General features: G+C 71.2%; 28 protein-coding genes and 2 pseudogenes. 16 read left to right on the plus strand and 14 right to left on the minus strand.

Features of this window, described 5'->3' with window-relative positions:
- Positions 1 to 51: 51 nt before the first annotated feature.
- Positions 52 to 828, minus strand: coding sequence for a ubiquinone/menaquinone biosynthesis methyltransferase (locus HDA30_RS08190; RefSeq protein ID WP_262337747.1), 777 nt, complete (start codon positions 826 to 828; stop codon positions 52 to 54).
- A gap of 163 nt (positions 829 to 991) precedes the next feature.
- On the opposite strand from HDA30_RS08190, the gene HDA30_RS08195 reads away from it, so the two are divergent.
- Both HDA30_RS08195 and HDA30_RS08200 read left to right on the plus strand, forming a co-directional pair.
- Positions 992 to 1,663 carry an SDR family oxidoreductase gene (locus HDA30_RS08195; protein WP_158496267.1) on the plus strand — a complete coding sequence of 224 codons (672 nt, stop codon included), beginning with the start codon at positions 992 to 994 and terminating at the stop codon, positions 1,661 to 1,663.
- The gene (locus HDA30_RS08200; protein WP_184241743.1) at positions 1,660 to 2,379 is read left to right on the plus strand and encodes a GNAT family N-acetyltransferase; all 720 of its coding nucleotides are present in this window, start codon (positions 1,660 to 1,662) and stop codon (positions 2,377 to 2,379) included. The genes HDA30_RS08195 and HDA30_RS08200 overlap by 4 nt, the downstream gene beginning before the upstream one ends.
- A 7-nt stretch (positions 2,380 to 2,386) precedes the next feature.
- Here the strand turns inward: HDA30_RS08200 and HDA30_RS08205 are convergent, their stop codons facing one another.
- From HDA30_RS08205 to HDA30_RS08215, 3 genes are all read right to left on the minus strand, one after another.
- The gene (locus HDA30_RS08205) at positions 2,387 to 3,121 is read right to left on the minus strand and encodes a Pr6Pr family membrane protein (protein WP_184241745.1); all 735 of its coding nucleotides are present in this window, start codon (positions 3,119 to 3,121) and stop codon (positions 2,387 to 2,389) included.
- Positions 3,122 to 3,303: 182 nt separating this feature from the next.
- On the minus strand, positions 3,304 to 4,632 hold the full coding sequence (glsA, locus tag HDA30_RS08210; protein WP_184241747.1) for a glutaminase A: 1,329 nt from the start codon (positions 4,630 to 4,632) through the stop codon (positions 3,304 to 3,306).
- Positions 4,633 to 4,637: 5 nt separating this feature from the next.
- Positions 4,638 to 5,315 carry a GNAT family N-acetyltransferase gene (locus HDA30_RS08215; RefSeq protein ID WP_184241749.1) on the minus strand — a complete coding sequence of 226 codons (678 nt, stop codon included), beginning with the start codon at positions 5,313 to 5,315 and terminating at the stop codon, positions 4,638 to 4,640.
- A gap of 211 nt (positions 5,316 to 5,526) precedes the next feature.
- Here HDA30_RS08215 and HDA30_RS08220 point away from each other — a divergent pair, with 211 nt between their 5' ends.
- The gene (locus HDA30_RS08220; RefSeq protein ID WP_158496262.1) at positions 5,527 to 6,312 is read left to right on the plus strand and encodes a GTP pyrophosphokinase; all 786 of its coding nucleotides are present in this window, start codon (positions 5,527 to 5,529) and stop codon (positions 6,310 to 6,312) included.
- Between the two features lie 197 nt (positions 6,313 to 6,509).
- Here the strand turns inward: HDA30_RS08220 and HDA30_RS08225 are convergent, their stop codons facing one another.
- Positions 6,510 to 6,911, minus strand: coding sequence for a 4a-hydroxytetrahydrobiopterin dehydratase (locus HDA30_RS08225; protein WP_184241751.1), 402 nt, complete (start codon positions 6,909 to 6,911; stop codon positions 6,510 to 6,512).
- A gap of 101 nt (positions 6,912 to 7,012) precedes the next feature.
- Here HDA30_RS08225 and HDA30_RS08230 point away from each other — a divergent pair, with 101 nt between their 5' ends.
- Genes HDA30_RS08230 through HDA30_RS10695 form a run of 3 tightly spaced genes read left to right on the plus strand, consistent with a single transcriptional unit; the run spans position 7,013 to position 8,454 of the window.
- A complete protein-coding gene (locus HDA30_RS08230; protein ID WP_158496260.1) occupies positions 7,013 to 7,390 on the plus strand; it encodes an ArsR/SmtB family transcription factor in 378 nt (125 codons plus the stop codon).
- Positions 7,387 to 8,265, plus strand: coding sequence for a permease (locus HDA30_RS08235; RefSeq protein ID WP_184241754.1), 879 nt, complete (start codon positions 7,387 to 7,389; stop codon positions 8,263 to 8,265). Before HDA30_RS08230 ends, HDA30_RS08235 begins: the two co-directional genes overlap by 4 nt.
- A gap of 54 nt (positions 8,266 to 8,319) precedes the next feature.
- Positions 8,320 to 8,454 (plus strand): hypothetical protein, encoded by a 135-nt coding sequence (locus HDA30_RS10695; protein WP_262337745.1) that lies wholly within the window; start codon positions 8,320 to 8,322, stop codon positions 8,452 to 8,454.
- A 3-nt stretch (positions 8,455 to 8,457) separates the two neighbouring features.
- Here the strand turns inward: HDA30_RS10695 and HDA30_RS08240 are convergent, their stop codons facing one another.
- On the minus strand, positions 8,458 to 8,811 hold the full coding sequence (locus tag HDA30_RS08240; RefSeq protein WP_158496258.1) for an ArsR/SmtB family transcription factor: 354 nt from the start codon (positions 8,809 to 8,811) through the stop codon (positions 8,458 to 8,460).
- 157 nt (positions 8,812 to 8,968) lie between these two features.
- On the opposite strand from HDA30_RS08240, the gene arsB reads away from it, so the two are divergent.
- The gene (gene arsB, locus HDA30_RS08245) at positions 8,969 to 10,030 is read left to right on the plus strand and encodes an ACR3 family arsenite efflux transporter (RefSeq protein WP_184241756.1); all 1,062 of its coding nucleotides are present in this window, start codon (positions 8,969 to 8,971) and stop codon (positions 10,028 to 10,030) included.
- Positions 10,031 to 10,087: 57 nt separating this feature from the next.
- Positions 10,088 to 10,522, plus strand: coding sequence for an arsenate-mycothiol transferase ArsC (locus HDA30_RS08250; RefSeq protein ID WP_184241758.1), 435 nt, complete (start codon positions 10,088 to 10,090; stop codon positions 10,520 to 10,522).
- 70 nt (positions 10,523 to 10,592) lie between these two features.
- Here the strand turns inward: HDA30_RS08250 and HDA30_RS08255 are convergent, their stop codons facing one another.
- Together HDA30_RS08255 and HDA30_RS08260 are read right to left on the minus strand one after the other, a co-directional pair.
- On the minus strand, positions 10,593 to 11,147 hold the full coding sequence (locus HDA30_RS08255; protein WP_158496255.1) for a TIGR03086 family metal-binding protein: 555 nt from the start codon (positions 11,145 to 11,147) through the stop codon (positions 10,593 to 10,595).
- Between the two features lie 114 nt (positions 11,148 to 11,261).
- Complete coding sequence (locus HDA30_RS08260) at positions 11,262 to 12,779, minus strand: SulP family inorganic anion transporter (RefSeq protein WP_184241760.1); 1,518 nt, start codon at positions 12,777 to 12,779, stop codon at positions 11,262 to 11,264.
- Positions 12,780 to 13,005: 226 nt separating this feature from the next.
- Between HDA30_RS08260 and HDA30_RS08265 the strand changes: the two genes are divergently transcribed.
- The 6 genes from HDA30_RS08265 to HDA30_RS08290 all read left to right on the plus strand — a co-directional run bounded on the left by HDA30_RS08265 (position 13,006) and on the right by HDA30_RS08290 (position 18,645).
- Positions 13,006 to 13,374 carry a MerR family transcriptional regulator gene (locus tag HDA30_RS08265; protein ID WP_184241762.1) on the plus strand — a complete coding sequence of 123 codons (369 nt, stop codon included), beginning with the start codon at positions 13,006 to 13,008 and terminating at the stop codon, positions 13,372 to 13,374.
- Between the two features lie 116 nt (positions 13,375 to 13,490).
- Positions 13,491 to 14,288 carry an alpha/beta fold hydrolase gene (locus HDA30_RS08270; protein WP_184241764.1) on the plus strand — a complete coding sequence of 266 codons (798 nt, stop codon included), beginning with the start codon at positions 13,491 to 13,493 and terminating at the stop codon, positions 14,286 to 14,288.
- A 151-nt stretch (positions 14,289 to 14,439) separates the two neighbouring features.
- Positions 14,440 to 15,360 (plus strand): phosphatidylinositol-specific phospholipase C/glycerophosphodiester phosphodiesterase family protein, encoded by a 921-nt coding sequence (locus HDA30_RS08275; protein ID WP_184241767.1) that lies wholly within the window; start codon positions 14,440 to 14,442, stop codon positions 15,358 to 15,360.
- A gap of 64 nt (positions 15,361 to 15,424) precedes the next feature.
- Positions 15,425 to 15,766 (plus strand): hypothetical protein, encoded by a 342-nt coding sequence (locus tag HDA30_RS08280; protein WP_184241769.1) that lies wholly within the window; start codon positions 15,425 to 15,427, stop codon positions 15,764 to 15,766.
- 3 nt (positions 15,767 to 15,769) lie between these two features.
- Positions 15,770 to 17,890, plus strand: a complete 2,121-nt coding sequence (locus HDA30_RS08285; RefSeq protein ID WP_184241771.1) for a hypothetical protein — start codon at positions 15,770 to 15,772, stop codon at positions 17,888 to 17,890.
- A complete protein-coding gene (locus HDA30_RS08290; RefSeq protein WP_184241773.1) occupies positions 17,887 to 18,645 on the plus strand; it encodes a hypothetical protein in 759 nt (252 codons plus the stop codon). Before HDA30_RS08285 ends, HDA30_RS08290 begins: the two co-directional genes overlap by 4 nt.
- 49 nt (positions 18,646 to 18,694) lie before the next feature.
- On the opposite strand, the gene HDA30_RS08295 is transcribed toward HDA30_RS08290, so the two are convergent.
- Entirely contained in the window at positions 18,695 to 19,876 is a 1,182-nt protein-coding gene (locus HDA30_RS08295; RefSeq protein ID WP_184241775.1) for a fatty acid desaturase family protein, read from the minus strand.
- A 72-nt stretch (positions 19,877 to 19,948) separates the two neighbouring features.
- A pseudogene (locus tag HDA30_RS08300) lies at positions 19,949 to 21,006 on the minus strand (ferredoxin reductase).
- Between the two features lie 59 nt (positions 21,007 to 21,065).
- On the opposite strand from HDA30_RS08300, the gene HDA30_RS08305 reads away from it, so the two are divergent.
- Together HDA30_RS08305 and HDA30_RS10815 are read left to right on the plus strand one after the other, a co-directional pair.
- Positions 21,066 to 22,295, plus strand: a complete 1,230-nt coding sequence (locus HDA30_RS08305; RefSeq protein WP_184241777.1) for a PucR family transcriptional regulator — start codon at positions 21,066 to 21,068, stop codon at positions 22,293 to 22,295.
- A gap of 152 nt (positions 22,296 to 22,447) precedes the next feature.
- A pseudogene (locus HDA30_RS10815) lies at positions 22,448 to 22,582 on the plus strand (hypothetical protein); the annotation flags it as partial.
- A 94-nt stretch (positions 22,583 to 22,676) separates the two neighbouring features.
- Here the strand turns inward: HDA30_RS10815 and HDA30_RS08315 are convergent.
- The 4 genes from HDA30_RS08315 to HDA30_RS08330 all read right to left on the minus strand — a co-directional run bounded on the left by HDA30_RS08315 (position 22,677) and on the right by HDA30_RS08330 (position 26,678).
- Positions 22,677 to 23,378, minus strand: a complete 702-nt coding sequence (locus tag HDA30_RS08315) for a type 1 glutamine amidotransferase domain-containing protein (protein ID WP_184241779.1) — start codon at positions 23,376 to 23,378, stop codon at positions 22,677 to 22,679.
- A gap of 181 nt (positions 23,379 to 23,559) precedes the next feature.
- Positions 23,560 to 24,147 carry a hypothetical protein gene (locus HDA30_RS08320; RefSeq protein WP_184241781.1) on the minus strand — a complete coding sequence of 196 codons (588 nt, stop codon included), beginning with the start codon at positions 24,145 to 24,147 and terminating at the stop codon, positions 23,560 to 23,562.
- 165 nt (positions 24,148 to 24,312) lie between these two features.
- Entirely contained in the window at positions 24,313 to 25,524 is a 1,212-nt protein-coding gene (locus tag HDA30_RS08325) for a dipeptide epimerase (RefSeq protein ID WP_184241783.1), read from the minus strand.
- 2 nt (positions 25,525 to 25,526) lie between these two features.
- Complete coding sequence (locus tag HDA30_RS08330) at positions 25,527 to 26,678, minus strand: DUF819 family protein (protein WP_184241785.1); 1,152 nt, start codon at positions 26,676 to 26,678, stop codon at positions 25,527 to 25,529.
- Positions 26,679 to 26,767: the final 89 nt, after the last annotated feature.

Here is a 26,767-nt window from a genome sequence, read left to right on the forward strand (position 1 = left end):
ACGGCGGCCTCCCGGGGAGACCGGGTCGCCGCGCTCCGGCACGGGGCGGAGTCAGGCGGAGACCGGCTTCATGGCCCAGTGGATCGCAAGTGTGCCGAACAAATGCGTCTCATGGCCAATGTTCAGGAAGCCGCGAGCAGACAGCAGGGACTCTACCTCAGCCGGGGTCTTGAAGGCCCTCGAGGACGCGCTGAGGTACTCGTACGCGTCCGGGTCGTCCGCGATGAGGCGCGCGATCGCGGGTACGACGTGCTTGATGTATGCCGTCGAGAACGGCCTGACGATGTTCTTCGGGGCGGGCGAGGTCTCGAGCATCGCGACCCAGCCGCCGGGGCGCAGCACGCGGAACTGCTCGGCCAGCGTCGCCGGGATGTCCGCCACGTTGCGCAACAGGTAGCCGTGAGTGATCGCGTCGAAGGACTCATCCTCGAAGGGCAGGTCCATCGCGTCGGCCTCGACCCACTCGATGCGGTCCCCGTGCTCCCGGGCGCGACCGACCTGCATCATCTCGGCGGCGATGTCCGCTCCGACGACCTGCGCGTCGGGGTGCTGACGCAGGACCTCGCGGGCGATGTCGCCGGTGCCGGTGGCCAGGTCCAGCACTCGCGCACCGTCGGGGATGTTCGCCCGGGTCACCGTGTGCCGGACGAACCTCGGCTCCTGCCCCCAGGTCATGACGGCGTTCATCAGGTCGTAGCGGCTCGCGATCGCGTCGAACATCGACGCGACGCGCGCCCCGTGCTCATCCGTGGCCCGCGACGATGCCGTCCCGCGCTCGGTCCGGTTCGCGGTGGACGAGGACAGGGGGTTCTGCTGGTGCTGATTCACACCGGACACGGTAGCGCGTCGCCGCGCGTCGGCCCGGGTCAGCCGGTCGTCATTCGCCGAGGAGCCGACCGTCGAGGGCTTTGCTCACCGGGCCGGCCGCGTACCCTGAGGCCCGACGGGCGGCGCACCCGACCGCCCCGACGACCACGGAAGGAGCACGACGATGTCCCGCATTCTGCTGATCGGCGGTCACGGCAAGGTGGCGCTGCAGGCCGCCCCACTGCTGACCGAGGCCGGCCACGAGGTCACCTCGGTGATCCGCAACCCGGAGCACACCCATGACGTGGAGGCCACGGGCGCCACCGCGCTCGTGCTGGACGTCGAGCACGCCGACGAGACACGCCTGGCCGAGGCGATGACCGGCATGGACGCCGTCGTGTTCTCCGCCGGCGCCGGCGCCGGCAGCGCGCCCGAGCGGACCCGTGCGGTGGACCACGACGCGGCGATCGCCTCGATGCGCGCCGCCGCGGACGCGGGCGTGCGCCGCTACGTGATGGTGTCCTACCTGGGCGCCTCCCTGAAGCACGGGGTCCCCGCCGACGACCCGTTCCACACCTACGCCCAGGCGAAGGCCGAGGCGGACGAGCACCTGCGGGGCACGGACCTGGACTGGACGATCCTGGGCCCGGCCCTGCTGACCGACGCCGAGCCCACCGGGCGGGTCACGGTGGACCCGACCCCCGCCGAGCAGGGCGGCCCGGCGGCCGAGACCTCGCGCGGCAACGTGGCGCGGGCGATCGTCACGGCGCTGGCCGAGCCGGCCACGGTGCGCCGCCAGATCGAATTCGTCGACGGGCAGACTCCGCTCGCGCAGGCCTTCGGCGGCTCCCGGTGACCCGTCAGGCCGCCGCCGACGGCGCCCGGCGGGGCGTCGAGGCGTCGGACCTGCCCGCGGAGATCACCCAGGAGCAGGCCCAGGCGGTCATCGACGCAGACCTGAAGACCGGCCGCACCCCGCGGATCGGCTTCTATGAGGTGCCCGTCCTGCGCGAGGGCGGGCTGACCCTCGTCCCGGCCACCGGGGAGCACGCCGAGGTGCTGCGCACCCTCATGCACGACCGTGACGTCATGCTGCTGACCGGCAGCATCCAGAACAGTGCGCGCGCCGACCGCCTCGCCAACGGCGAGGAGGAGAAGGAGATCGCGCCGGCGCAGCTCGAGGAGATCTACGAGGACTGGTCCATCGCGGAGGACCGCGCGGTGTGGGTCATCCAGGAGCGCGGGCGTGTGGTCGGCGAGATCCTGCTGCTGGATCTGGACCACAAGAACCTCGCGTGCGGGATGCGCCTGTGGATCGCGGGCGAGACGGACCGCGGGCTCGGCCCCCGCGCCATCGAGCTCGCGCTGGCCCACGCCTTCGACACGGTCGGCCTGCACCGCGTGGCCCTCGAGGTGTACGACCACAACCCCCGGGCCAAGCACGTGTACGAGAAGCTCGGATTCGTGCTCGAGGGCACGCTGCGGGACTCCCTCCGCCTCGACGAGGGCTGGGTGGACCTGCACATGATGTCGATGCTGCGGCCCGAGTGGGAGGCACGGCGCGATCGGTGACGACCCGTCAGCCGGCCAGGCGGCGGTCGAGCAGACCGAGGCTCGCGGTCATGGAGAGGAACACCGCGAGGATTCCGGAGAGGGTCAGCCCGACCGTCCGGCGGCCGAGGCGGGCGACGTCGAGGAACGGGTACGGGTACCAGTCGATGCGCGGACCGCGGGCCATCGTCATCGTCGCCCAGGCCAGCGGGATCGCGGCGCCGAGGCGGACACGGCGGCCGGTGATCTGCCCGCGCGGGTCGAACAGGGCCCACACCAGCGGCGCCAGGACGGGGTTCACGATGTGCTGCACGGTGTCGTTGAACCGATACAGCGCGGTCCCCTGCTCGGCGCCGCGCAGCACCGAGTTGTAGACGATGCCCGTGATCATGACCGAGCCCAGGCCCGCCGTGCGGGCGGCCCAGAACGAGTCCGCCGACGGCGCCTCACGCCGGGCGGCGAGCGTCAGGGACGTCGCGGCGACGAGCGCATTGGACATCCAGGTGAAGTACGCGGGCTGATTCACCGCATGCCGCCAGCCGGCCTCGAAGCCGCCGCGGTAGGAGACGCCGGGGATCGGGGTGGTCGCCTTGGACGCGCCGATCGAGAACGAGGTCAGGCAGCCCAGCAGCGGCAGGGTGCCGGCGCCGAGCCAGGCGGCGCGCGCCAGAGGCACCGCCCGGACCGGGGTGGTCTGCTGCGAGCGTCGGATGAGCGAGCGCAGCGCAGCGGGCAGGCTGACGCGGGGGGTGGTGACGTTCATGGGCGGGGTCCTGACAGATGGAGGTCTCGGGGGCGCGGACACTCGCCGGGCGGTGCCGGCCGGTCGGCCGGAGGCAGCTGCGGGCGGGTCGGACGCGCGTGCGAAGGCCCATCATTGCATGAACGTCAGGTGAACTGAAGGGGTCGAGACGAGGAACACCGGGCGGTCGTCCGCGGCGGCGCTCAGGCCTCCAGCACGGCGTCGGGATCCTGCAGGGTCACGGTGACCCCGTCGGCCTCGAGGCGGCGCACACCCTCCCAGATGAGCCGCCGCCCGACCGGCGTGATCCGGTCGACCCGCTCGAGATTGAGCACGATCTCGGCGATCTCGTCGTCGCCGTCTCCCACCTCGGCCGCGGCGGGGCGCTCGACCCCGGCCTCGACCTCGACGGCGCAGTCGTCCCCATCGGGGTAGGCGGTGGCGTCCCACTCCCAGTCCTCCGGACGGTGCTCGCCGGTGCCCAGGCCCTCCATGGCGGCGAGCACGGCCTCGGCCCCGCCGAAACGGATCACGCCCTGCAGATGCAGGTGCATGCAGGCGCCCTCGCGACGCACGAAGCGCACGACGGTCGCGCCGAGCGCGTCGGCCTCCATGATGTGCAGGCGCAGGTCCTCAGACATGCGGCGGCAGACCTCGACGCCGCGCACCGAGTTGCCGTGCTCATCCAGCCGCGGCGAGAACACACCGATGCCGACCTGTCCGGGCAGCGCGCCGAGCAGACCGCCGGCGACGCCGGACTTCGCGGGGATCCCGACATTGGCCAGCCACTCGCCGGCCGCGTCGTACATGCCCGACGACGACATCACGGACATCACCTGGCGGGTCACGAGCGAGGGCAGCACGCGCTCGCCCGAGATCGGGTGGACCCCGCCGGAAGCCAGGCACGCACCCATCACGGCGAGATCGCGCACAGTGACGAGCACCGAGCACTGCGCGATGTAGCCGGCGACGACGTCCTCGGCGCGGTCGTGGATGATCCCGTGGCTGCGCAGCATGTGGCCGAGCGCGAGGTTGCGGTCCGCGGTGTCCATCTCGGCCTCGTAGGACTCCCGGTCGATGCGCAGTGAGCGGCCGGCCAGCAGGCTCATCAGGTCGACGAACCGGTCGATCCGCTCCTGCCGCCCGGCATACGGGCCGACGAGCAGCTGATGCGTGGCCAGGGCCCCCGCATTGATCATCGCGTTGTCGGGACGGTGCGAGTCCTCTTCGAGGGAGAGCTCGTTGAACGCCTCGCCGGAGGGGTTCAGGCCGACCATCTCGTCCACCGCGTCGACGCCGCGATCGGAGAGCGCGGCCGCATAGGAGAACGGTTTGGAGATCGACTGAATGGTGAACTCGGTCTGGTCGTCTCCCGCCGAGTGCAGGCGACCGGTCACGGTGGCCAGGGCGACGCCGAAGCGGTCAGGCTCGGCGGTGGCGAGCGTGGGAATGTACTGGGCGACCTCGCCCTCGCGCACCGACTCGAGGCTCTCGAGCAGGCTGTGCAGATAGTCCGGGACGGGGTGGCGCATCCGCCTCAGCCCTCCTGCTGCCACATGGCGGTCAGGTCGTTGGTGCCCTTCGTCTCGATCATGCCGACCTCCTCGAAGCCGAGCTTCTCGTAGAAGGGCACGTTGTCCCGCGTCGAGGATTCGAGGTAGACGCCGACCCGGTCACGACGGGCGTGGCGCAGGCGGTAGTTCACCAGCGACGAGCCCACGCCGCGGCCCCGCGCGGCCGGGGTGGTGCCTAGTTCCATCAGGTACCAGTGCGGCTCAGAGGGCCGCACCTTGTCGCATGCGGCCGTGGTGCGCAGCGCGTCCCACGCCTTGAGGCCGTGCGTGCGCACATAGGACTGGACGGTGCCGAGGCGGTCCTTCCAGTTCGGCTCGGAGTGGCCGGGACGGTCCCACAGGGCGACGCCGAGCACCGAGCCGTCCTGCGGATCGAGCGCGACGTCGACCGCACCCTTGTCCCGGCCGTCGTCATCGGGGCCGAGCAGATCGCGGATCATGCCCGTGAACTTCCCCGTCAACCGGTCGACGTGCCGGCCGTCCGGCAGCAGGGCCGTCGTGAAGGGATCGGTCGAGAACGCTTCGGCGAGCACCCCGGCGACCCGCTGCACCGCCGTCTCGGAGGCCCCGGTGCGCCTCAGGGAGACGATGTGCACGCGGGGGCGACGAGGGGCGGCGGACTCGGGCGGGGCGGAAGTCATGCCCGCCAGTCTATGGAAGCGCCGGGTGAAGCGGCACGGCGTCGGGTGCGCCCCCCGCCCCCCGTGACGGGCGCCATGGACGACTCGGGTCGCGGACACACTCGCCCCGGGGCAGGTGAGCTCGCCGTGGCGGTCGGGCACCCGCACGGGCTGAGACCGGACCGGGGACCCGTCCAGCGACGGCGCAGGTTCGCTTTCTACCCTGGACACCATGAACGAGCACCCCGGCCCCGACCTCCCCGATCGCGGGGAGGCCGCTGAACACGAGCTGACACCCCCTCCTTCGGGTCAAGCATCGGTCGGCGCGGCGCTCGAGTCCTTCCGCGGCACCGCGGTCGCCGATCTGTCGAGACTGCCCTCGGACGTCGCGGAGGCTCTGGAACGGATGCGCGTGGACTTCGAGCAGTTCGACCTCGAGTACCGCTCAGCGCTCTCCGAGGTCGAGACGCGCCTGGAGGTGCTGCGCGACGAGTACCTGCACCTGCACGACCACAACCCGATCGAGCACATCGTCACGCGCGTGAAGTCCGCGCAGTCGATCCTGCGCAAAGCCGCCCGGCGCGGCCTGCCCTTCGACCTCGAGGTGCTGCGCCGCGAGATCACGGACATCGCCGGAGCCCGGGTCGTGCTCTCCTTCACCGAGGACGTCTACCGAGTGTTCGAGCTGTTCACGAGCCAGCCGGACATCCACCTGCTGCAGGTCAAGGACTACATCGACGAGCCCAAGCCGAGCGGATATCGGAGCCTGCACGTGATCGTCGCCGTGCCCGTGCACTTCTCGACCGGCACCCAGGAGGTGACCGTCGAGGTGCAGTTCCGCACGATCGCGATGGACTTCTGGGCCTCGCTCGAACACAAGATCCACTACAAGTTCGACGGCGACGTGCCCGCCGAGATCGCCGCGGAGCTCAACGAGGCGGCGACGGCCGCCGCCGCCATGGACGCCCGCATGGAACACCTGCACCGCCAGGTGCGGGCGCACTCGGCGCCGGAGTGAGGGCGACGAGAGCGAGCTGGGCGGGCGGGAGCTGACCGCCCGACGTCGTCCACAGAGTTGTCCCCAGGGTTTGTGCATTGCCCACAGGGTTATCCACAGGATGCCGCAGTGGAGGGGCCGGGCATGCCTCACGCACACCCGATCCGGGCGCCCGCGGCGGGCACGCGGCCGGCCCAGGCTGCGGCCGAGAGGCCGGCTCAGGCGGCGTCGAGCCCCAGGCCCGCGGCCAGCTGCGAGACCGTCCGTGCCAGGCGCACGTCCCGCGAGGTCAGGGCGTTCACGTCGTGGCTGTGCAGCGAGACGCCGAGCCGGCCGTAGCCGATCTCGAGGTCGGGGTGATGATCGGCGGCCTCGGCGGCCTCGCCCACCTGATTCGCCAGCCGCAGCGCGGTGACGAAGTCTCCGGTCGCGAAGGCGGCGGTGAGGCGCCCCTGGACGACGGCCCAGGCGTGGGCCTCGGCATCGGCGGCGAAGGCGGCACTCACGGCCGCCTCGTCGAGAGCCTCATCGGCAGGACGGGCGGCGAGCTCGCGCAGGGCGGTGACGGAGGCGGTCGCCTCGGCGGCGGGGACGTTCTGATGCTCATGCTGGTCAGTCATGCGGCCATTGTGCCCACCGACCCGGCGCCCGCGGCCAGCACGCCGCCCATCACACAAGTGACGACTTGTTTCACAAGTAGATACTTGTCTATGGTGGCGCCATGCCCGCATCCCTCGATGTCGCCTCGCCGCAGACCGACCTCAGCGCTCGCGATCACGCTCGCCTTCTGACGCCTCTGCTCAAATCGCTCGCCGACGAGAACCGCCTGACGCTGATGCTGACCCTTGCCGACGGGCCGCACACGAACAAGCAGCTCCAGGAGGCGACCGGCCTCAGCCAGGCCCTCGTCAGCCACCACATCGCCACGCTTCGTACAGCCGGTCTCATCTCGGTCCTCCCCGAAGGCCGCTCGAACCTCTACGCCATCTGCTGCGAGCAGCTCGCCGCGCCGGTCCAGTGGCTCGCACACCTGGCCACCCTCACCCCCGAGGGGCAGCGCGCGTGCTGCACGACCGACGAACGGGGTGCCGGGGCATGATGCATACGCTCACGACGTTCGGGCTCATCCTGCTCGAACTGCTCGCCCTGTTCGCAGCAGTGTCCGTCCTGGTCGCACTGATCAATCGCCGGTTCGGGCCGGAACGCCTCCGCGACTGGATGGCCGACGGCCGACTTCCCGGCCCCGTGAAGGGGCTCCTGCTCGGCATCATCACACCGTTCTGTTCCTGCTCCACGCTCCCGATGCTGGCGGGCATGCTGAAGGCCGGCGTCACCTTCCGAACCTGCATGACGTTCCTGCTCTCTTCACCCCTGCTGAACCCCGTCGTCATTGCCGGAATCGTCCTGCTCTTCGGATGGCGGGTGGCGCTGTCCTACAGCGTCGTCACCGCCGCGTTGACACTTCTCGCTCCGCTGCTATGGGAGCGGCTCGGCCTGGAAGCCCAAGTCAAACGGGTGAAAGTGGTCGGCGAGACGGAGCCGCCACCCTGGCGAGGAATACGCCGCGAAATCCGCCCGGCCTTGAACGAGGCATGGAAAGACCTGAGGCCGCTACTGGCACCGATGGTCGTGGGCGTCGCGATCGGGGCGGCGATCTACGGCGTCGTCCCCCAAGAACAGCTCGCCGCCGTCGCCGGCGACGACAAGCCCTGGGCCGTGCCGATCGCCGCGGTCGCAGGCATCCCGCTCTATGTTCGCGCGGAGACGATGCTCCCCATCGGCGTCGCCCTGCAGTCCGCCGGCGTGGGACTGGGCGCTGTCTTCGCTCTCATGATCGGCGGGGCGGGTGCCTCGCCCCCAGAGGTCTCCATGCTCACCGCCCTGTTCCGCCCCCGACTCGTCGTCATATTCGTCGCCACGATCCTCGTGACCGCGATCTGCGGCGGTTTCCTTATCCCCCTCGTCTCCGGATGAGGAACATCCCGGCCGGACACACCGGCCACATCCACGACACCAAGGAGAAGCACCATGGGCCTCAAGGACCTGTTCACTGGCCGCACCAAGGACGACACCTGCTGCGGCACCCAGATTGTGCCCGATGACGACACCACACAGGACACCCGAGAGGAGACGCCGCAGACTCCTGACCCCGAGCAGGACTGACGCTCAGCCGACCCGGATCACCTCGCGCAGCAGCGCGAACGCCTCGGGCACCACCGCATAGTGGGCCCAGCGTCCGCGCTGCTCACGCGTGACGAGGCCGGCCTCGACGAGCTTCTTCATGTGGTGACTGACCGTCGGCTGGCTGATCCCGAGCGTGGCGCCGAGGTCGCACGCGCACACGGTGGCGCAGTCCTGCGCGGCGACCTGCGAGAGCAGCCGCAGCCGCGTCGGGTCTGAGAGCGCCTTGAAGCCGAATGCGGCGGACTCCGCCTCGGCGGCGGTGAGCTCGCGCGCGGTCAACGAACAACAGGACGCGTCGGTCGCGGGCACCGGCGATGGTGTGGCGAGAGAACTCATGCGGCCCAGCCTAGCCAACACATTGACGCCCATCTATACGTCGCCATAGGCTCCCTGCAGCACCCCTCCCCTCGTCAGGACGACCCTCATGCCTCACCGCTCCTCCGCGTCCACGGCCTCTGCCACATCGACGCCCGCGCCCTCCCCGGACCCCGTCATGCGTCAGATGTCCTTCCTGGACCGCTGGCTGCCCGCCTGGATCGTCGCCGCCATGCTGCTGGGCCTCGGGCTCGGCCGCGTCGTCCCCGGCCTCGACGAGACCCTCGAGGCCGTGACGATCGGCGACGTCTCGCTGCCCATCGCAATCGGCCTGCTCGTGATGATGTACCCCGTCCTCGCGAAGGTCCGCTACGACGAGACCCGCCGCATCACCGCCGATCGGCGCCTCATGGCCACCTCGATCGTCCTGAACTGGCTCATCGGCCCGGCCCTGATGTTCATCCTGGCCTGGGCCTTCCTGCCCGACCTGCCCGAATACCGCACGGGCCTGATCATCGTCGGCCTCGCCCGCTGCATCGCGATGGTGCTGGTCTGGAACGACCTGGCCTGCGGCGACCGCGAAGCCGCCGCCGTGCTCGTCGCCGTCAACTCGGTGTTCCAGGTGCTCGCCTTCGGCGTGCTCGGCTGGTTCTACCTGCAGGTGCTGCCCGGCTGGCTCGGCCTGCCCACCACGGACGCGTCCTTCTCCTTCTGGGCGATCGTCGGCTCGGTGCTCGTGTTCCTCGGCATCCCCCTGCTCGCCGGCTTCCTCACCCGCGTGCTCGGCGAGCGCGCCAAGGGCCGCACCTGGTACGAGGAGACGTTCCTGCCGAAGCTCGGCCCGTGGGCGCTCTACGGCCTGCTGTTCACGATCGTGCTGCTGTTCGCCTTGCAGGGCGAGGCCATCACCACCAACCCGTTGGACGTCGCCCGCATCGCCGTGCCGCTGCTGGCCTACTTCGTACTCATGTTCTTCGGCTCGCTGCTGGCTTCCCGTGCCGCCGGCATGGGCTACGCGCAGGCCACGACGGTCGCCTTCACCGCCGCCGGCAACAACTTCGAGCTGGCCATCGCGGTGGCGATCGGCACCTACGGCGTGCAGTCCGGTCAGGCACTGGCCGGCGTCGTCGGGCCGCTGATCGAGGTTCCCGTGCTCGTGGCGCTCGTCTACGCCTCGCTGGCGCTGCGCCGCCGCCTGTTCCCCGCCGAGACCACCGAGAACACGCCGTCCGCCGCCTGAACCGCGGCCGACGCACCTGAGCCGCACTCCCTTCCGCCCGCACCAGAAAGGCACCCCATGACCGCCAGCCCGAGCCCCGCACGCCCGTCCGTGCTGTTCGTCTGCAAGAAGAACGGCGGCAAGTCCCAGATGGCCGCCGCCCTGGCACGACTGCACGCCGGCGACGCCGTCGAGGTGCACTCCGCCGGCACGCACCCCGGGGAGGCGATCAACGCGCTCTCGGCCGACACCGTGGCCGAGCTCGGCGCGGACATGTCCGCCGGCACGCCGAAGCCCGTCGACCCGGAGCTGCTGGCCCGAGTGGACCGGGTCGTGGTGCTCGGCACCGAGGCGAACGTCGACCCGGTCGACGGCATGGCCGGCACGATCGAGACATGGGTCACCGATGAGCCGAGCGAGCGCGGCATCGAAGGAGCCGAGCGCATGCGCCTGGTGCGCGACGACATCGACGCCCGCGTGCGCACCCTGCTCACCGAACTGATCGACGGCTGAGCGGCGGGAGCCTCACACCGCGCGTCCCGTGCGCGCTGGCCTCACACCGCGCGTCCGGTGCGCGCTGGCCTCACACCGCGCGTCCGGTGCGCGCGAGCAACCGCGTCTGGCGGTCGGCGTCGGCCGGCACGTCGACGGCGGGGCCGAAGATGCCCGGGGCGTACGCCTGGTCGCCGAACGCGTCCAGCGAGGCTTCGATCCGGTCCAGCTCCGCGTCGGTGAACTCCACGACCAGGCCCTGCGAGCGGGCCAGGTCCCAGCGGTGCACGAGCAGGTCGAACCCGTGGAAGCGCAGCAGCGCCTCGCCCACGGTCTCCTCCCCGAGCGCCGTGCGCATCGTCTGCTGAATGAACGACTCATCGCTCGAGAGCGCGTCCACGGCGGCCTCGTGCTTGATCCACTGCACGCGGCGGTCATCGGAGCGGGAGCCGTCGAACACCGGCACCTCGCGTCCGTTTCGGGCCACGAAGTCGCGCTGGCTCGTCACCACGTGGTCGAGCAGGGTGGCCGCGTCCCACCCCTCGCACGGAGTCGGCGCGTGCCAGTCGCCCACCTGGCCGACCGTCTGCGTGAAGGGGGCGGCGATGTCATGCCAGCGGGCCTGGATGGTGGTCTCAGCGTTCATGCCTCGATTCTCCCCGGTGCGACGACGCGACGCCACTGCACCGCCCACGGCCACGGTGCCGCAGACCGGGCGACCCGATGAACGCCCCCGGACCGAGACCACGACGCACGAGGCTCAGTGCCCGCCGAGCGTCCCGGCCAGGCGCGCGCGCAGCCGACGGCTCGCCTGGTTCATGCCGACGATGTCCACCTCGATGCCCTTCTCGGCGTACTTGGCGATCACGGCGTCCAGCGTCGCGACGGTTGAGGCGTCCCACAGGTGTGCGTCGTGGAAGGCGATCTCCACCCGATCCGGGTCCTCGGCATAGCGGAACTGCGTGTACAGGTCGTTCGAGGAGGCGAAGAACAGTTCGCCGGAGACCGTGTACACGGCCCTCTCGCCGTGCTCGTCCACGCGGATCTCCCGACGCAGCTGCGCCAGGTGCGCCACACGTCGGGCGAACGCGACCATCGCGACGAGCACGCCGACGGCCACGCCGAGCGCGAGGTTGTGGGTCGCCACCGTGACGACGACGGTCGCGAGCATCACGACGGTCTCGGGCACGGGCATGCGCATCAGGGTCGAGGGGCGGATCGAGTGCCAATCGAAGGTCGCCCAGGACACGAAGATCATGACCGCCACCAGCGCGGCCATCGGGATCATCGCGACCAGGTCCCCGAGCAGCAGAAGCAGGGCGAGCAGGAACACGCCCGCCAGGAACGTGGACAGGCGGGTGCGGGCGCCGGAGGCCTTCACGTTGATCATGGTCTGGCCGATCATCGCGCAGCCGCCCATGCCGCCGAACAGCGCGGAGAGGACGTTGCCGACGCCCTGGGCGCCGGACTCGCGCGTCTTGTCCGAGCCGGTGTCCGTGATGTCGTCGACGAGCTTGGCCGTCATGAGCGACTCAATCAGCCCGACGAACGCCATCGTCAGAGCGACCGGCGCGATCGTCTGGAACGTCTCGAGAGTGAACGGCACGTCCGGGATCAGCAGGTGCGGCAGGGCGTCGGGCAGCTCCCCCTTCGAGCCGACATCGGGCACCGAGACGCCGAGGGCGAGGACGAGGACGGTGAGCACGACGATCGCCACCAGCGGCGCCGGGACGACGGCGGTGAATCGCGGCAGGCCGAACACGATGAGCAGGCCGAGCAGCGTGAGCGGGTAGACGGCCCACGGCACGCCGAGCAGCTCGGGGATCTGGGAGGTGAAGATCAAGATCGCCAGGGCGTTGACGAAGCCGACCATCACCGAGCGCGGGATGAACCGCATGAGCCTCGCGACGCCGAGCACGGCCAACAGGATCTGGAACACGCCGGCCAGGATCACCGCCGCGAGCATGTACTGCAGGCCGTGAGAGGCCACGAGCGGGGCGAGCACGAGGGCCGTTGCGCCGGTGGCCGCGGAGATCATGGCGGGGCGGCCGCCGAGGATCGCGGTGGTCACGGCCATGACGAACGACGCATAGAGGCCGACCTGCGGGTCGACCCCCGCGATGATCGAGAACGCGATGGCCTCGGGGATCAGGGCGAGAGCGACGACGAGGCCGCCGAGCACCTCGGTCTTGAGCCAACCGGGCCGGCGAACGGTCAGGGCCAGTGACTGACGCTGCTCCGGCGTGGGGGCGTCGGCCACGGGGGCGCGAGTGGACATGGGGCTCCTTCGGGTTCGCGGGGCGGGGCGGGAGGCGATGCCGTAAACTTCACATCACGTCAAGGTCTAACCCAACCTTAACAATGCGTCAGGGTTGCCGGGAGGCGTCGCGCGAGAATGAGACCCAGGCCACCAAGGGCCCGACATGGCGGACGACCGGTGCGGACGCGCCTGAGGGCTGGCCGGCACCACACGGTCACCTGCGAGCACGAGACGAGGAGCGAGCATGCACATCGGAGAGGTGGCCGAGCGGTCCGGGCTGTCGTCGAGGACCCTGCGCCACTACGAGCAGATCGGCCTGCTGGTGCCGTCCGAGCGCACAGACGGCGGCTTCCGCGTCTACTCGGACGAGGACATGCGCCGGCTCATGACCATCCGCCGCATGAAGGCGCTGTCCTACTCAACCGCCGAGATGGGCCGACTGCTCGAGCTGCTCGACATCGCCGAGGGCGACGGCCCCGAGGCGGAGCGGCGGCAGGCGCGCGCCGAGTTGGACGCGATGCAGGCCGACGCGCAGGCCCGGCGCGCCAAGCTCGCGCGCGACCTCGAGCGCGCCGATGAGTTCCTCGGGATCCTCGCCGAGCGCCTCGCCTGAGGCGGGCGCGCCGTCGGGCGCGGGCCCGCGCCACCGGGTCGAGGCCGCCGCTCCACCACGCCGCCGCACCGCCCGGGCGTTCCTCGCGACGACACCGCTCGGATAACCTCCAGCCCATGCCTGCACTCGAACTGGACCACGGCACGCTCAGCTATGAGGTCTTCGGCGCGGCCGAGAACCCCGGCCTCTTCCTGATCCACGGCCTGCACGGCGACTCCGAGTCCGTGCGACCGATCGCCGAACGCCTCGCCAAGCGCTTCCACGTCATCGCCCCGGACATGCTCGGCCACGGCGAGTCCGAACGCCTCGAGGAGTTCACCCTCGACGACCAGGCGCAGGCCCTGACCCAGCTGATGTTCGAGTACGGCTACCGGGACACGAACATCGTCGGCTACTCGATGGGCTCGTACATCGCCGCGCGCGCCGCCGCCCTCGCGCCCGAGCAGCTCGAGCGGCTCGTGCTCGTCGCCCCGAAACCCGCCGGGACGACCTCGTCGACGGCCACCGCCGCCGAGAACGCGGGCCTGGACCCGCAGACCGCCTCCGCCGACGACGTCATGGCCGCCCTGCAGCAGGCGATCTGGTCGGAGTCGACGGACGAGGACCGCCGCCGCGAGATCATGTCGACCGTCAACGAGGCCGAGAACCTGAGCAAGGACGAGCGCGAAAGGATCGAGGAGTCCGTCCAGGGTTTCGACCTGCGCGAGTACCTGCCGTCGATCACCGCCCGCACCCTCGTGCTCTCGGGCGCCGACGACGGCCTGAACCCGCCGAAGGTCGGCCGCGAGGTCGCCGAGCTGATCCCGCACGCCGAGTTCCGCGTCTACGAGCGCTCCGGCCACATGCTCCCCTACGAGGAGACCGACCGGTTCGTCGACGACGTCACGGAGTTCATCACGGCCGGCCGCCGCTGACGGCGCCGGCTCGCAGGGAACTCCCGGGAGGGCGTCACCCGCGCTCTCCCCGCGGTTCACGGGGCCGTCAGCCGGGGCACCCACACTCGAGGGCACGCCCTGCGCCCGTGCGCGTCCGCGCGGGCGCACGCCCGCCCCAGAGAGGAACCCCATGCAGATCTCCCGCCGCACGTTCGCCGCCGGGTCAGCCGCCGCCCTGGCCGGCGCTGCCGCCCCGCACGCCTCCGCCCGCGCGGTCGGTCGCCCCGCCGATATCGCCGCCTCTCAAGCCGCCTGGCGACGCCGCCCGACGTCGCGCGTGACGCTCGGCTCCGCCCTGCCGCAGGCGCACGCCCACAACGACTACGAGCATCCGCGCCCGTTGCTCGACGCCCTCGCGCACGGCTTCACGTCCGTCGAGGCCGACGTGTGGCTCGTCGACGGCGACCTGCGCGTCGCTCACGACCCGTGGGAGCTCGACGGCGCCCCGACCCTGCGCGAGGCCTACCTCGAGCCGCTAGCACGCCTAGCCTCCCCAAACGGAAAGCAGATCCTGCCGGACCACTCCGGCCCGTTCCAGCTGCTGATCGACATCAAGTCCGACGGTGAGCAGACCTGGCCGGTGATCGAGGCGCAGCTGGCCGAGCACGACCGCATCGTCACGCGCGTGCGCGACGGCAGGGTGCGCCGGCGCGCGGTACAGGCCGTGATCAGCGGCGACCGGCCGCGCGAGGCCATGCTCGCCGCACGCACCCGTCGCTCGTTCTTCGACGGCCGCCCGGAAGACCTGGCCTCCGCTCTGCCCGCCTCGTTCATGCCGTTGGTCTCCGCGAACTGGACGGCGATGTTCACGTGGCACGGGCTGGGGCAGATGCCCGCGTTCCAGCGCCGCCGCCTCGACGACTACGTGGGCCAGGCGCACGCCGCCGGCTACCGGGTGCGCTTCTGGGCGACGAACGACCTGCCCGGCCGCATGCGCGAGAACCTCTGGACGACGCTCGCGGAGGCAGGGGTGGACCACATCAACACCGACGACCTCGCGGGGCTGCGGGCGTTCCTGACGGGCCGGGGTCGAGCTGTCACCGGGTCTTGACCGACGGGATGCACACCCACTAGCAACTGATGTCACAGACTCAATCGCACGCAGGGGGACACGCATGGCCACGGTGGACATCGCTCCGGCCGAAACCACGACCGCTCTCAACGGCGCCGTGGACGCGGGCCAGCACATGGAGGAAGCGGCGACCGAGGCACAGGTGGGCAGCACCGCCCTGGAGGACGCGCTCGCCGGCGCACCGACGGCGTCCCAGGCGTTCTCCGAGTTCTGGTCTCGATTCGGCGAACTCCCCACCCGCGCCGCGAGCACCGTCCACCACCAGGCGTCGTGCGTGGGGAGGGCTGTGGCCACGTTCGTGACCATGGACGAGGCCATGTCCTCCTCCGCTCAGGGCGCCCTGCCCTCAGCGGCCGCGTCGAACCTGCAGGACCTGAAGGACTGACCCATGACCACTGCAATCTCCGAGGTCCCCGCAATCGATGTTGCCCCCACCGCTCTCACCGATGCCGCGGACCGCATCTCCGCCGCGGGAAGGGCCCTCAACATCGCTCAGGACGACGCACTCGCCTCCTGGCGTGGCCTGCGCACGTCGTTCCACAGTTCCGAGTTCGAAAACCGGGTGTGGGAGGGGCTCGACCTCGTCACCCGGCCCGTGAGCGACTGGGAGTCATCGATGAACTCCTGTCAGTCCGCCGTGGACACGTTCGCTGCGACGGCGTCGATGCTCAAGCTGACCCAGGCGTCTCTCGAGACCGAGCGCGCGGCTCTCGTGCTCGCGTCGGCCACGGCCGCCTCCCCGGAGGCGAAGGCGGCAGTGGAGAGCCGCATCCAGGCCTTCAACTCCGCGTGCACCGACCTCGAGACCGACTGGCACGCGGCCCAGGAGGATCTGGCGAGCGCGCTGCGCGGCATCAGCGGAGGCGAGAACGGCGATCTTCCACTGGGCGCCGGCGAGACCTTCGACGGAGGTCCGCTCGACTGGAGCACGGTGTATGGGGACGTCACAGCGGATCGAGGCGAGGACGCATGGATGCTGCTGTCCGGCATGGACCGGCAGGAGCGCCAGAGGTGGCTCGAGGAACATCCCTACACCGCCCGCGTCCTCGCCGGCCGCGGTGTGAAGGACTTCCTCGACGCCCCCACCGACAGCGCCCGGGTGCGTGACGTCCAACGGTTCCTGACGTCACACGACCCCGCCGCGAACGCCTCGGACGTCGATCAGATGACGACCCTGTGGGACGGCCTCACCGACGAGGAGCAGCAGCAGCTCCTGTGGCAGTACCCCGCCGTCTTCGGCAACCTGAACGGCGTCCCGTTCAACAGCCGAGGCGAGGTCAATCAGGTCACGGTGCACGGCGCACGCCAAGAGACGCAGGCGAAGATCGATGCTCTGGAGGACCGGATCGCGTCCCTGCGACGCACAGAGAGGACCAGCACCGGAGCGATGGGCCACACCACTCAGGAAGGTCGCGAGGCGGGCCGCCGCGCCGACGAGCTCGAGAAGCAGCTGGAGGACGCACGTGTCGTCCTCGCCGGGCTCGAGGACGCCGACGCCGCCTACGGTCGCCCGCATCACCTGACCGCGGCGTCCGGCGTCGAGCCGGGGTACGACACACTCTTCCTCGACACGAGCGGCACCGGCACCATCGTCACCGCTCGAGGCTCCGTGAGCTCTCAGACCACGCACATCATGGGATTCACGCCAGGCACCACCACCACGTTGAAGAGCGCGAAGGGATACAACGGCGCGCTCGACCAGATGGACGGGAACGCCCCGGTCAGCACCTACTCCATCTACTGGGCCGGCACCGAGCTACCCCCGACCGTGCCGGACAACCTCGACGGCCGGTACAACCGGGAGGGCGGCCCGAGGCTCGCCGCCTTCGATCGTTCTCTCGAGCTGCAGACCGCGGGCCAGGACGCCAGGAAGGTGTGGGCGTCCCATTCCGCCGGATCCGCCATGACCGGAACGGCAGAACGGCACGGCATGAAGCTCGACGCGCACGTCTATGTGGCCCCCGCGGGGCCAGGTCAGGGAGTGGACCGCACAGTCGACGCGCTGGCCCACGACAGCGGTGACCCCTCCGCGCAGATGGGCAACCCCGAGGCAGAGCGCTACCTCATCCAGAACCCGAAGGACGTCATCTCGCTGGCGCAGGGGTACACGCCGGCGCAGAGCGCGGTCGGAGGCCAGACGGTCTACGACTCCCAGGGCTTCGTCGGCGGCTCCTCGAACCCCCGATGGGTCTTCGACGACGTCGTGGAGCTCGAGAGCGGCGTGGCCTTCGGTGCCGACGGGTCCCGGACCAGCGTCGTGGGCGACGGTGACCACGGCGGCCACAGCGACTACCTCCAGGGAGACACGCTGGCGCTGCGGAACATCAACGGTGTTCTCGAGGAGCACGACGTCTATCCGGAGCTGGGCATCGAGTCCGACTGGCGCCCCTTCGACGAGGACGACCCCGTCCGGGCGCGCCCCGAGGAGTTCCGGAGGCCCGACGACTTTCCCCACACCGCTCTCGACGACGCATACAGGGAGTCGACCGGCAAGGAGCGCCCCCGATGACCCGCCACCCGCTGCACGGCCGCACCGTCACGGCCAGACCCGTCGTGGTGGCCGCTGCCACCGTCGCGTTCTGCCTGACGGCCGCCGCCTGCACGACGACCACGAACGACGGCTCGGGATCCGCCGAGCCCGTATCGAGCCGAGAGAAGAACACCATGCACTCACAGCCCGCCGCCGGTTCCCCCACACTGGACGACCAGCGTCGCGTCCTCGAGGAACAGATGCCCGAGGTACGCGATCGGATGGGGGTCGAGAAGTTGCGCAAAGCACGAGTCGAGCCCTGCTCCGGCCTGACGCAGTTCGACCCCGACACCGACGAGGTCCGGTGGATCTTCGACATGGCGTCCGAGGCCGAGACCCTGGACGCGGCGAAGAGCACCGCAGAACCGCTCGAGGCGATCCTGCGTGATCGGGGGTGGCACATCGACGTCGGGCCTGGCCGACACCCGGGCGGGCCGTCGACGACGATCTTCACGGGCACCCACGAGGGCAGCGGCCTGCGCATCATCGCTGAGCACACGGACACCCCGACCGAGAAGCTCCTCGTGGTCCGAGGCGACGGGCCCTGCACCGCCACCCGCTCCGACGAGGCCCTCGTCCGTTCCCCTCTCGACGGCGGATTCGGCGAACCCGACGGCACCTATGACTGGGAGGCCGAACGCCGTTCACCTGCGTACGCGCCGCAGGGCGCCGAGCCGGGCCCCGGGAAGCCGGACACGACCCAGCCCCCGGGCCCTGCCTCGCCCTCTCGGTGAGGCGCGTGAGGGGTGGCGCGGCACCGCCCCACAGCGGCCCGTCAGAGCCTCACGGCAGGGCCAGGCGGAACACCTTTGCCCACGCCGAGCCGACCTGCTTCCACAGCGGGCCCGTGGTGTACGGCAGCCCGTAGCGGCGGCACACGTCGCGCACCTTCGGGGCGACCTGCGCGTACCGGTTCGACGGGATGTCCGGGAACAGGTGGTGCTCCACCTGGTGGGAGAGGTTGCCCGTCATGAAGTGCATGGCCGGCGAGCCGGAGATGTTCGCCGAGCCGATCATCTGGCGCACGTACCAGTCGCCGCGGGTCTCCCCCTCGACCATCTCCTCGGAGAACGTGTCCGTCCCCTCAGGGAAGTGGCCGCAGAAGATCACCGAGTGCGCCCAGACGTTGCGGATCGCGTTCGCCGCGACAGTCGCGCCGAGCGCCCGCTTCCCCCTGCCTGTGAAGGCGAGCGCGGCCAGCGGGGTCGCGGCGTAGTCCTTGGCGAACTGCTTGAGCGCCTTCACGCCGAGTGCCTTCAGGTCCGCGCGCAGCGCCTCCTTCGACTTCTCACCAGACTTCACGGCGCTCATCTCGAGGTCGTACAGGGCGATGCCCCACTCGAAGATCGGGGCGAGCCCGGCGTTGATGACCGGGTTGAGCAGGTGGCGCGGGCGCCACGGCTCGGACTCGTCCATGCGCAGCACGTTGTAGCCGACGTCGTTGTCCTTGCCGATGACGTTGGTCCAGCGATGATGCAGGTCGTTGTGGGTGTGCTGCCACGCTCGCGACGGGGTGACGAAGTCCCACTCCCACGTGGTCGAGTGGATGTCCGGGTCGCGCATCCAGTCCCACTGGCCGTGCAGGACGTTGTGGCCGATCTCCATGTTCTCGATGATCTTGGCGACCGAGAGCATCGCGGTGCCCAGGACCCAGCCGACCTTCGTGCTGCTCGCGATAATCGTGCCGCGACCGCCCAGCTCGAGCAGGCGCTGCACGCGGATCACGGTGCGGATGTACTTCGCGTCCGAGGCGCCGCGCTGGGCGACCACCTCATCACGGACGGCGTCGAGCTCACGGCCGAGCTGGGCCACCTGCTCGTCGGACAGGTGCGCGGCCGCCGGCGGGCGCACGGTCGGGCCGCCTTCGTCGGCGAAGACGCCGGAACGGCGCTTCATGACGGTCGCGGCGGGACGGGTGGAACGGTCGACGTCGACCGTCTCGAACTTCTCCTCGGCGATGGTCATGCGAGATTCCTCCTGATGACGGTGGGGAGTGGGGCGACGGCGGGAGCGGGGGTGACCGCGGGCCCGGGACGGCTACAGGCTCAGCCCGACGGGTCCGGCGGCCGCGGAGACGCAGGTCTGGACCAGATCACCGGGCTCGCCGTGAACCTCGCCCGTGCGCAGGTCGGTGACCTGGCCGGAGCGAAGCGGGGTCAGGCACGCGTGGCAGATGCCCATGCGGCAACCGCTGGGCGCGTCGACGCCGGCCTCCTCAGCGACCTCGAGCAGCGGCACGTCGCCGTCGGCCTCCACCTCGAGGTCCGAACCCTCGAACGTCACGAGCCCGCCCGCGCCGGCCACGCCGCCGGCCAGGTCCACGCTGAACCGCTCCATCCGCAGGCCGCCGTCCGCCTCGCGGTCGAACAAGGCCTCGGCGTCGTCAAGGAACGCGGCCGGGCCGCACGCGTAGGCGGCGCGACGGCGCCAGTCGGGGCACAAGGCCTCAATGTCGGCAGAGGTGGAGAGGTCGAGCCGACCCTGTTCGCCGGTGAAGCGGCGATGCGTGCGCAACCCCGGGAATTGGTCGGCGAGCTCGTCGAGCTCCTCGTGGAACAGGGAGTTCTCACGACTGCGGCACGAGTGGACCAGCACCACGTCCGCGTCGGCGCGGCGCGGCGCGGGACAAGAGTGCGGATCATCGATATGACCGGGGAGAGCCCGGAGCCCGCTGTGAGCATCAGCAGCGGCCGCGTCTCGCTCGGGAGGACGAAGTCGCCGTCGGGGGTGTCGAGGAACAGCACGTCGCCGGGCTGGGTGCGGCGCACGAGGGTGCCCGAGACGACGCCTATGTCCGTCACCGTGATCTCCGGGTCCGCGCCCTCGGGGGCCGAGAGCGAGTAGGTGCGCCACTGACGCACGCCGTCGACATCCACCCCGATGCGTGCCCACTGCCCGGCCTCGTGCGGGTGCCAGCCCTTCCCCGGCCGGAACGTGATCGTGGCGGAGTCCGGGGTGGGGCGCGACACCGACGTCACAACCCCGCGCAGCTGCCGCGGCGAGTGGACCGGGTCGAAGAGGTTGAACACGTCCTGGGGACGCAGCGGTGTGATGAGGGACTGCGCCAGCCGTCCGAGCAGGGGATCTCTGGGCATACCGCCGAGCCTATGCGCCCACCGGACGCAGTTCTTCATGCGCTGGATACGATCTGCGCATGGAATATGTCTCCCCGCGACAAACTTCCGGGCCCCGGCCGTGGTCGGCCCTGCCCCCGGAGCTGCCCGGAATCCTCGCTCCCGCCGTGCCCCCGCTCGCGGCCGAGCTCATGACGCTGCTGCCGCAGCAGGTGCCCGCCTACGCGGCGGCGACCGAGGGCCGCTACTGGGAAAAGCTCGCGCGCGGTGTGGACATCGCACTCGCCCGGCTCGTGGCGCTGCCCGGCACCGACGAGCCCGCCCTCAACGAGGAGTCGCGCCGGCTCGTCTCGGGGCTCGGGACCGGCGAGTTCCGTGAGGGCCGGTCGATGGACTCGCTGCTGGCCGCGTACCGGGCCGGGGCCCGGCTCGCCTTCCGGGTGCTCTCCGAGGAGTGCCTCGACGCGGGCATGAGCCCGGCCGTGACCATCAGCCTCGGGGAGTCGATCTGGGCGTACATCGACGAGCTGTCCTCCGTGAGCGCGCAGGCCTACGCGGCGGAGCTCTCGGCGCAGGCGGGCCTGCGAGAGCGGCGCCACGCGGAGCTGCTCGAGACGCTGCTACGCGGCGGAGCCGACGACGTCGAGATCCGACGCCTGGCCACCGCGGCGGACTGGCGGCTGCCCTCGCGCATCGCGGTCGTTGTGCTGCCCACGGTCGCGGCGGCCCGCGCCCGGCTGCAGCTGGGCGCGACAGGGCTGGTCGTCGAGCGGGACTCCGAGGCGACGGCGCTCGTCGCGGCTCCGGAGCGTCCGCACCAAGAGACGCGGTTGCTGCGGATGCTCGCCCGCACCGAGGCGGTCGTGGGCCCGCCGGTCGAATGGTCCGACGCCCCGCACTCGCACCGGGTGGCGCAATTCCTCGCCTCCCGGCGGGCGCGGCGGACCGTGCACGCCCCGGACGAGGAGCGCGCCCCGCTGCTCGCGGACGACCACCTGACGGAGGTGCTGATGGGCGTCGAGCCGCGGTTGGTGGGACGCCTGGCGGCGCGCGCTCTGGCGCCCCTGGAGGCGGTCAGCGATCGCAAGCGCGCCGTGTTCGAGCAGACGCTGCTGAGCTGGTTGCGGCACCGCGGGCAGCGCGCCCCCATGGCTGCCGAGCTCGGGGTGCACACGCAGACCGTCGGGTACCGGGTGCGGCGGCTGCGCGAGCTGTTCGGCGACGCCCTCGACGACCCCGACGAGCGGTTCCGCCTCGAGATCGCCCTGCGCGGCTGCCGGGGCCTGAGACCCGCGCACCCGGGCGCGTAGCCTGCCGCGCATGAGCCGACCCGAGGGCAGCGCCCGTCACTTGTACCGCCCGACCGAGGGCCACGGCCTGCGCCGCTCGCCGTTCAACGCGCTCGTCGCTCCGCGGCCGATCGGGTGGATCTCGACGCTGCTCTGCCGAGGACGTCCCGAACCTGGCGCCCTACAGCTTCTTCACCGCGTTCAACTACAAGCCGCGGAGCATCGGGGTCAGCTCGGTGGGCTCCCAGGACTCGCTCGCGAACGCCGAGGCGAGGAGTGAATTCTGCTGGAACCTGGTCTCCGAGGACCTCGTGGAGGCCATGAACCAGACCTCGCCGTCCGTCGGGCCGGAGGTGGACGAGTTCGATCTGTGTCGCCCCGGGGGGCTGAGGAGGCGTCGGCTCAGTGGCCGAGGTCCTCCAGGATGCGCTCGGCCAGCGGGCCGGAGGAGGCCGGGTTCTGGCCGGTGTACAGGTTCCCGTCGACCACGACGTACGGGCGCATCGGCACGAGCGCCTTCGAGTACTCGACACCGTTGCGCTTGAGCTGGGTCTCGAGGGTCCACTTGGCCTTGCGGGCGGCCGGGTTGAGCTTCTCCTCGGCGTCCGAGAAGCCCGTCATGCGGCGGCCGCGCACCGAGATGGTGCCGTCCTGGTGCTTCGCGGCGAACACGGCGGCCGGGGCGTGGCAGAGGAACGCGATAGGCCGGTCGGCCTGCATCCGGCGGGCAATGAGCGCGCCCGAGACCGGATCGTGGGCCAGGTCCTCCATGGGGCCGTGGCCGCCCGGGTAGAACACGAGGTCGTAGTCCTCCTCGTCAACGGCCGAGAGGTTCGCCGGGACGGTGAGGTCGGCCTCAAGCTGGCCGAGGTAGGCGCGGACCTGGTCGCGCTTGGCCGGGGAGCCGCCCATCATGCCGAGGCTGGCCTGGTCGACGGTCGGGGCGACGCCGCCGGGGGTGGCGATGTCGATGTGCCAGCCGGCCTCGCGGAGCATGCGGTGCGGCACCGCGAGCTCCTCGGCCCAGTAGCCGGTCGGGTGGGTCGAGCCGTCCTTGAGGGTCCAGTGATCGGCTGCGCTGACGATGAAAAGTGCCTTCTTCATGCGCCCCAGTCTCCCGGCCGGGGCCCGGACGTGGCCAGCGTGGCCGGGCGCTTGGTTCACCGGTCCGTCCGCCTTCCGCCCTCCGCCCCCTCGCTCCGGGTTGACTTATGACGCCTGCACATCGGGTTGGGTGCCGAAAGTCAACCCGGAGCGTCGTGGGGACCGGGCGACCCGAGCCGCCTCAGAGCGTCGCGGACGGTCGCGCCGCCCGCAGCCTCTCGCTCGCAGCGTCGACGGCGGGCACCCGGCCCGGCACCTGGGCACCCGTGAGCACGGGGGCGACGTCGGCGACGACCCGCGCGTGCACCTCTGCGCAGGCGTCCCCGTCCTGCCACGTGCGCACGCCCACATGCTCGCGCAGCCATGCGGACAGTCGTTCCTCGGAGTCCGACGTCAGCTCGACGCCCGGTCGGCGCACGCCCTCGCTGACGGGGGCGACGGCCAGGCCCAGCTCATCCGCCAGCAGCGCGGCGAGGCACTGGCGCACACCGACGGTGGCGGTGCGCCCGGCGTGGAAGACGCAGCGGGCAGCGCGGCTGACGTCAGCGGCGTGGCCGATGTGCAGCAGCCCGGCGACATGCTCGAACGCACGCGCCTCACCCAGGGCGCGGCCGAGAACACGCTGGGCCTCGGCATCGGCGACGAGGCCGAACAGGCCTGGGCCGCGCGGCACGTCAACAGCGGCGACGGCGGGCGTGGCGGCCGTGGTGAGCGTGTGCGCGGCACGGGTGGCGGGCGAGAACTCGGGGGCGGTCAGTGCTGTGCTCATGCCGACCATCCTGCGAGCCGGTCGCGCCGACCACGAACAGCGTCCACATAACAAGACGCACAGCCACAATGTGAGACGCGCGGCGTCCGGCGTCCGGTACGCGGACGGGCGGGGGCGCGGACGGGCCCGCACCGCACACGTCAGTCGCCCCGGTCGACGCCGTCCTCAGTCGCCCCGGTCCACGCCCTCCTCGAGCCGGTCCAGGCCGAGCCCCGGCCCGCCGGTCAGCCGCAGCTGCCCGTCGTCACAGAACCCTCCGGCCGGCAGCGGGGAGGCGAACCAGGCGGGCGGGTCGAGGTCGACCATCGTGACAGCCGGGTGCGCGAACGCGAGATGCGCCCCGGCGGCGATCCCGATGCGCGGCTCCATCATCGCCCCGACCATGCACGCCAGTCCGGCCTCAGCGGCCACGTCGGCGACGGCGAGCGCCTCCCCGAGCGAGCCGGTCTTGGCGAGCTTGATGTTCAGCATGTCCGCTGCACCCGCCTCGACGATCCGGCGGGCGTCGTCGGCGCCCCACACGGACTCATCGGCCATGATCGGCACGGGCGAGGCCGCCCGCACGCGCGCCATGCCGGCCAGGTCCTCGCGCGCGACGGGCTGCTCGACCAGGTCGATCGGCAGCCCGTCGGCGGCGAAGCTCTCGAGCACCCGCACGGCCTGCTCGGGCGTCCACCCCTGGTTGGCGTCGATGCGCAGGCGCACCCCCGGGGCGGCCTCGGCGACGGCGGCGAGCCGCTCACGGTCGGCCTCGGGGTCGCGGCCGAGCTTGATCTTGAGGATCGAGTACCCGTCGGCGACGGCCTGCCGGGCCCGCTGTGCCATCGTTGCGGGGTCTTCGAGGGAGACGGTCATGTCCGAGGCCAGCGCCGCCTCCCGGTCCAGGCGGACGCCCCGATCAGCCCCGAGCAGCTCGACCAGCGGCACCCCGAGAGAGCGGGCGAGCGCGTCGTGCACCGCCACGTCGACGGCCGAGCGGGCGCTCGAGGTGTGGCAGGTGCGGGCCGCGCCGGCACCACCGCTCCGAGCCGCTCCCGTGCCTCCCGTGCCGCCGTCGACCGCCTGCCGGGCCCGGGTGGCGAGCTCATCGGGGGTCCCCTCGGCGTCGGTCAGCGCGGCCGCGATCGGACCGTTCACGGCCGCGAGGATCGTCTCGGCGCTCTCCCCGGTCACCGCGACGGTCTCGGCCGCCGAGCCCTGGCCGCGCGCCCCGTCGTCCAGCTCGACGTCCACCACCACGTAGGCGACGGCCTCGGTGCGGCGCTGGGCCGTCACGAAGGGCCGCAGCAGCCGGGAGGCATGCGCGTGGGCGCGGATCTGGCGTAGACGGACGGTGCCCCCACGGGCGGGGGCGGTGCTCTCAGGCTCGGCGCTCATGCTCACAAGCCTGACATGATCTGCCCTCCGAGCAGGCCGATCCACGTGCCCATGAGCGAGCCGATCAGGGCGAAGAGCACGCCGACCGGCACGAGCTGCCGGTTGAACGCGCCGGCCACCACGGGGGCGGAGGCGATGCCGCCGACGTTCGCCACCGAGGCGACGGCGACGGAGAACAGCTCGGTGCGGGTGAGCTTCGCGTAGATCAGCATGATCACGGCGTGCACGACGAGCACCGTCACACCCGCCACCAGGTACACCGGGGCCTCGGTCAGCGCCGAAAAGTCGGAGCCGGAGGCGATCTGGCCGATCACGACGAACAGCAGAACCGTCGCGATCTGCTGCGAGCCGGGGATGCGGCCGAGCGGGGTCTGCGCCGCGATGAGGCCGAGCACCGAGACCAGCAGGATGGTCCAGGCGGTCGAGTTCATCACCTCACCGACCTCGGGCATGGCCTCGCCGACCGTGATGGCGCCCCAGGCGATCAGGAGCGAGCCGAGGATCAGGCCGATGACGGCGGGCACGGTGATCGGCCGGTCGTCATGCTCGGCGGCGCCCATGTGGGCGTTCAAGTAGGAGGTGTCCGCCCGGGTGAAGCGGTTGAAGCGGTCGGAGAACATGACCGAGGAGAAGACGATCATCAGCCACAGCGAGTAGACGATCGTGTCCGTGATCAGGGCGTAGCCGAAGATGTTCTCGGGGGCCTGGAGGATGTCCTGCACCGCGGCCATGTTGGCGCTGCCGCCGGTCCACGAGCCGAGCAGGGCCGCCAGGGCCTTCCACGCTTCGGGGTCGAGCGCGGCCCGGAACGCCAGGAACGCGACGACGATGCCCACGAGCAGCGAGAGCGAGGTGACGGCGTAGGTCAGCAGCAGCTTGGGGCCGAGGGAGAGGATGCGCCGCAGGTCGCAGCCGAGCAGCAGCAGGAAGATCATCGCCGGCAGGGCGAAGTCCTTGAGATTCTTGAGCGGCTCGCGCGTCGCGTCCTCGGTGCCGAACAGGCCGGCGGAGTTCAGGGCGGCGCAGAGCAGATACATGAGGACGACGGCCGGGACGTAACGGAAGAACTTCCAGCCGGCGGTCTTGTCCAGTACGAGGAGGATCGCCGCGAGTCCGCAGACCACGGCGATCATGAGCAGGCCGTTCGTGATCAACGGAGCCTCCCAGGGGTCGAAGTGGGCGGCGTCGGCAGGTGGACGCGGGGGCGTCCGGCGACGCCGGGTGCGAGAGTGACGCCGATCAC

This window comes from Micrococcus cohnii (genome assembly GCF_014205175.1).
Taxonomy (GTDB): domain Bacteria; phylum Actinomycetota; class Actinomycetes; order Actinomycetales; family Micrococcaceae; genus Micrococcus; species Micrococcus cohnii.